Here is a 4,931-nt window from a genome sequence, read left to right as displayed (position 1 = left end):
GGGGGGCGGGGCCGGGGGGGCGGCGGGGGGGGGCCCCCGGCCCGCGGGCGGGCCCCCCCCCCCCCCCCCCCCCCACTCCGCCGGCGTGCCGGGGAGCAGCGGGCCCAACTGCTGCTCCCCGGCGGCGTTGTCGAGGAGGACGAGGGCGCGGCGCCCGGCGAGCAGGGTGCGGTAGAGCGCGGAACGCTCCTCCAGCGAGGCCGGGATCTCCCGGGGGTCGGCACCGAGGGCGCGCAGGAAGGCGGCCAGCACGCCGGCCGGGTCGGCGGGCGACTCGTCGGCCCCGCGCAGGTCGGCGTACAGCCGGCCGTCCGGGTAGTCGTCGGCGGCGCGGTGGGCGGTGTGGACGGCCAGCGCCGTCTTGCCGATGCCGCCCATGCCGGCGATCACCGGGACCCGGCCGGCCGCCAGGGCGTCCAGCACGAGCCGCACCTGCTCGTCCCGCCCGGTGAAGTCCGGGATGTCACGCGGAAGTTGGGAGGGCACGCGGGCGCACCCCGGGCTCGTACGGGTGCCCTCGCGGTCCTGCGCCAGCAGCGCCAGGAAGACGTTCTGCACCTGTTCGCCCGGCTCGATCCCGAGTTCCTCGGACAGCCGCCGACGCAGCGCCTGGAAGCGCCTCAATGCCTCGGCTGCCCGGCCGTCCGCCGCCAACAGCTCCAGCAGGGCGGCCTGCACGGGTTCGTCGAACGGATGCTCCTCGGCGAGCGCCGTCAGGGCGGGCACGGCCGGCCGCGGCGCTCCGGCGGCGAGGCCGGCCCGGGCCAGCGCCAGGACGGTGGCGCGCACCTCGTCCACCACGGCCGCGACCAGCGGGTCCTCCCGGTTCACCCGCTCCAGCCCGGCCAACACCGGGCCGCGCCGCAGCCCGATCGCCCCGACCGGGTCCCCTCCGACGGCCAGCCTGCGGAACCGCCCGAGGTCCACCGCGTCCGGCCCGGTCACCAGCCGGTACCCCTGCGCGTCGGACGCCAGCACCACGCTCTCGTCCCCGAAGCCCCCGAGCCAGGTCCGCAGCCGCGACATCCCGGTGTGCACCGCACCCCGGCCGACCCGGTCCGCCTGCCCGGCCCACACCAGGTCCAACAGCCGCCCCACCGGCAGCCGTTCCCCCTCCGCGAGCAGCAGCGCCCCCAGCAGCCCCCGCAACACGGTGGCCCGCGGCAGCACCTGCGGCACCGAGTCCACCTCGACCGCCAGGGGCCCCAACAGCCCGAACGTCATCTTCATCCGCTTCAGCCTAATATCGCGGGCCCCTGCCGGTTCAGGGAGGGGAGGGATCCCGCGGCGGGCTACCGGGTGGCCGGGGACTTCATGTAGGCGGTCCAGATCCGGGTCGGCAGGGCGGCGTCGGAGGTGTCCGGGGTGGCGCCGCCCAGGCCTTCGAGGGAGAGGAGCTTCATGTCCTTCAGGTCCGCGCGGAACACGGTGACCGCCGTCGACAGCTGCCCGTTGTAGCCGACGAACCACCCTGCCGTACGGTCCGCGGTGGTGCCGGGTTTGCCGGCCAGGTTCGGGCCCGCCTCGGCGACCGACTTGGCGGCCCCGTCGCGGGCGGAGCCCTTGAGTGCCGCGTCCACCTCACCCGCTACCGCCGGGGTGAGCGCCTGGGCGGCGGCCGGCAGGCGCAGCGGGAGTTGGACGCCGTTGCGGGAGACGCCGAGCACCGAGTAGGGGTCGGTGTGGGTGCCGCCGGCGGCGAAGGTGGCGTACGCGTCGGCGGTGCGGACGGCGCTGGGGGTGGAGTTGCCGACGGCGAGGGCAGGGACGAGTTCGCCCAGGCTGGTGGGGAGCAGGCCGAGGTCGGTGGCGGTGTTCTGCACCCGGTCCAGGCCGACGTCCATGCCGAGTTGCATCAGCGGCCCGTTGACGGACTGCTCGACGGCATTCCGCAGGGTGACGTTGCCCCAGTTCCGCTTGCCGTCGTTGGCGGTCTTGACGATCTTCCCGTCCCGCCCCCAGTACGGCCCTTCCGGGGTCATCACGTTCACCCCGTCGTCGCCGTTGTAGGTGGTGGCGGGCGTCACCGGGGTGCGGTTGCCGCCCCGCTGGCGCTGCGTTCCCTGGCCGAGCCCGGCCGCGTACACCACCGGGGTGAAGGCCGAACCGATCGGTACGGTCGTGGTGTTGGCGTTGTTGAAGCCCTGCTTCAGGTAGTCGGGGCCGCCGTAGAGGGCGACGATCCGGCCGTCCCGGGCGACCGAGGCCGCGCCGACCTTCAGGAGCTTGTCGGACTCCCGGTTGTCCGGGTCGATCCCCGCGCTGCCCTCCTGGACGGCGGCGACCAGGGCGTCGACCTTCGGCTTCTCGAAGGTGGTGCGGATCTGGTGGCCGCCGAGGTCGAACTGGGCCGGGGTGATGTCGCTGTGGCTCTCCACGTAGGCGCGGGCCATGTCGACCAGGTAGCCGATCTGGCCGCTCAGCCCCGCCGACTTCGGCTGCGGCCTCGGCTCGGGAAAGACCGTGTACCGGGCGCGCTCGGCGGCGGACAGCTTGCCCACCTCCACCATCCGGTCCAGGATCCAGGACCAGCGCTCCTCGGCCCGCTTGTGGTTCTCCGGGCCGACGCCCGGGTCGTACTGCCCGGCGCCCTTCAACAGGGCGGCCAGGAAGGCGCCTTCGCTCGGGTCGAGCTGGGAGACGTCCTTGCCGTAGTACGCCGCCGCGGCGCGCTCGATGCCGTAACTGCCGCGCCCGAACCAGCTGGTGTTCAGGTAGCCGGCCAGGATGTCCTGCTTGCTCATCCGGTCGTCCAGCTTGATCGCGATGACGATCTCGCTGAGTTTGCGGGACATGTCCTGGCGCTGGTTCAGGTAGATGTTCTTGACGTACTGCTGGGTGATGGTGGAACCGCCCTGGGTGTCGCCGCCCTTGACCATCTGGATGACCGCGCGGCCGATGCCGGTCACGGAGATGCCCGGGTCGGTGTAGAAGGTCTCGTTCTCGGCCGCCAGCACTGCCCACCGCACCGGCTCCGGAACCTGGTCGAGCGGCACGTCCTGCCGGTTGGTCGGGCCGATCCGCGCCATCTCGGTGCCGTCCGCCCAGTAGTAGACGTTGTTCTGCTGGGTGGCGAAGGCGTTCAGGTCCTCCGGGACGGCGGTGGTGGCGTAGAACCAGACCAGCCAGCCCGTCAGCGCCGTCGCCCCCGTCCCGACCACGAACAGCAGCTGCCGCCAGGACGGGAGCCAGCGACGGACCCCGCGCCGGCCTCGGCGCGGGTAGTCGATCCGCGGGGACGGGCGACGCTTCCGGGGCCGTCGGCACCCGGACTTCTCCTCCTCGGCGGCGCCGTCTTGCTGAGCACGCACAGTCCGGTCTCCGATTCGCTCGTGGGACTGATTCCTCCGTCCAGGTAGACGCGATGGGAACGCCAGTACGTAAGCCTCGTTTCGGTGTGATCATGGTCATACTCCATGCGACGGACCCGGGACGGGCACTCAGCGGATGCTCGGCGGACGGGCCGCGGACGGGCGGCGGACAGGCGGCAGGCCCACGGCGGACGGGCAGCGGACGGGCAGCGGACGGGCGGCAGGCCCGCGGCGGACGGGCCTCGGCCGGGTGACGTCGGCTGCCGGGCCGCCGCCGGCCGGCCGACCCGCCCCGGAGCGTGCCACGGCAGTCCCGGCGTACCGCCAGAATGGCGCCATGAGGATGATCCAGACCGCGCTCGGCGCGCTGCTGCTCCTGCTGGTCATCGGCAGCATCCTGCGCACCCTGGTCGTTCCGCGCGGGCTCTACTCGGCACTGGTGATGCGGCTCTGGCGGGTGCTGCGCAAGCTGCTGCAGCTGTTCGCCGGGCCGTCCCGCGGCTACCACGCGCAGGACCGGGCGCTCACCTGGCTGGCGCCGCTGGTGCTGCTGGGCATGCTCGGCGTGTGGCTCAGCTGCATGCTGATCGCCTACACCCTGCTGCTGCACGGCACCTCCGAACTCAGCTGGTCGGTGGCCGTGCGCGAGGCCGGGTCCAGCCTCTTCACCCTCGGCTTCGCCAGCGGCGAGCGGCTGCACCTGTCCGCGATCGACTTCCTGGCGGCCGCCAGCGGCCCGCTGGTGATCGCCCTCCAGATCTCCTACCTGCCGACCCTCTACGCCGCCTACCAGCGCCGCGAGACCGAGGTGACGCTGCTGCAGTCCCGGGCCGGCGAGCCCGCCTGGGGCCCCGAGCTGCTCGCCCGCCAGTCCCTGGTGGACACCGAGACCGCGCTCCCCCAGCTCTACCGGGACTGGGAGCGGCTGGCCGCCGACATCGGCGAGAGCCACTCCAACTACCCGGTGCTGCTCTCCTTCCGCTCCCCCCAGCCCAACCGCAGCTGGGTGGTCGGGCTGATCGCCGTGATGGACGCCGCCGCCCTGCACCTGGCGCTCTGCCCGCGCTCGGCCCCGCCCGAGGCCCGGCTGGTGCTCCGGGCCGGCTTCACCGCCCTGCGCGACATCGCCCGCTCACTGCGGTTCGACTTCGACTCGGACCCGGACCCGGACGTCCCGATCCGGCTGACCTACGCCGAGTACCTGGGCGCCGTCGCGATGATCACCGCGTCCGGCTTCCCGCGCGAGCGCCCGGTCGAGGAGGCCTGGGCGCACTTCAACGGCTGGCGGGTCAACTACGAGGCGCTGGCGTACGAGCTGGCCCGCCGCGGCGACGCCGTCCCGGCCCTGTGGACCGGCCCGCGCGACTTCCGCGCCCAGGTCATCCCCCCGGCCCGCCCCGCCGACCGCCGTCCTTCCGCCACCCCTCCGCCGCTGCCACTGCCGCCGGACTGACGCGCGGGTGACTCGCACGTGACGCAGCGGGGCCGGGTGACGCGGGGGGGGGGGGGGGGGGGGGGGGGGGGGGGGCGGGGCGCCCCCCCCCCCCCCCCCCCCCCCCCCCCCCCCACCGCTCCTGCGATGCCGTCTGCCACTGCGGCGAACTCCGCACCCAGTGCGAG

The 4,931-nt window shown here is 74.2% G+C and carries 3 protein-coding genes; 1 reads left to right on the top strand and 2 read right to left on the bottom strand.

Annotated features, from left to right (window positions below):
- Together ACGF0D_RS43825 and ACGF0D_RS43820 are read right to left on the bottom strand one after the other, a co-directional pair.
- Nucleotides 1-1,230 (bottom strand): BTAD domain-containing putative transcriptional regulator (locus ACGF0D_RS43825; protein ID WP_392926120.1); only part of this gene is annotated, 1,230 nt, incomplete at its 3' end.
- 62 nt (nucleotides 1,231-1,292) lie between these two features.
- Nucleotides 1,293-3,311: a transglycosylase domain-containing protein gene (locus ACGF0D_RS43820; RefSeq protein ID WP_392926118.1), complete on the bottom strand. Its 2,019-nt coding sequence runs from the start codon at nucleotides 3,309-3,311 to the stop codon at nucleotides 1,293-1,295.
- 337 nt (nucleotides 3,312-3,648) lie between these two features.
- Here ACGF0D_RS43820 and ACGF0D_RS43815 point away from each other — a divergent pair, with 337 nt between their 5' ends.
- The gene (locus ACGF0D_RS43815) at nucleotides 3,649-4,764 is read left to right on the top strand and encodes a hypothetical protein (protein WP_392871448.1); all 1,116 of its coding nucleotides are present in this window, start codon (nucleotides 3,649-3,651) and stop codon (nucleotides 4,762-4,764) included.
- Nucleotides 4,765-4,931: the final 167 nt, after the last annotated feature.

It is taken from the genome of Kitasatospora sp. NPDC048298 (genome assembly GCF_043201465.1).
Taxonomy (GTDB): domain Bacteria; phylum Actinomycetota; class Actinomycetes; order Streptomycetales; family Streptomycetaceae; genus Kitasatospora.
The sequence above is the reverse complement of the archived record's forward strand: the minus strand, read 5'-3'. Positions and strand labels throughout refer to the sequence as shown.

Bases quoted from the DNA above. Each gene is read 5' to 3' on its own strand.
- ACGF0D_RS43815 (WP_392871448.1), top strand. From the start codon at position 3,649: ATGAGGATGATCCAGACCGCGCTCGGCGCGCTGCTGCTCCTGCTGGTC.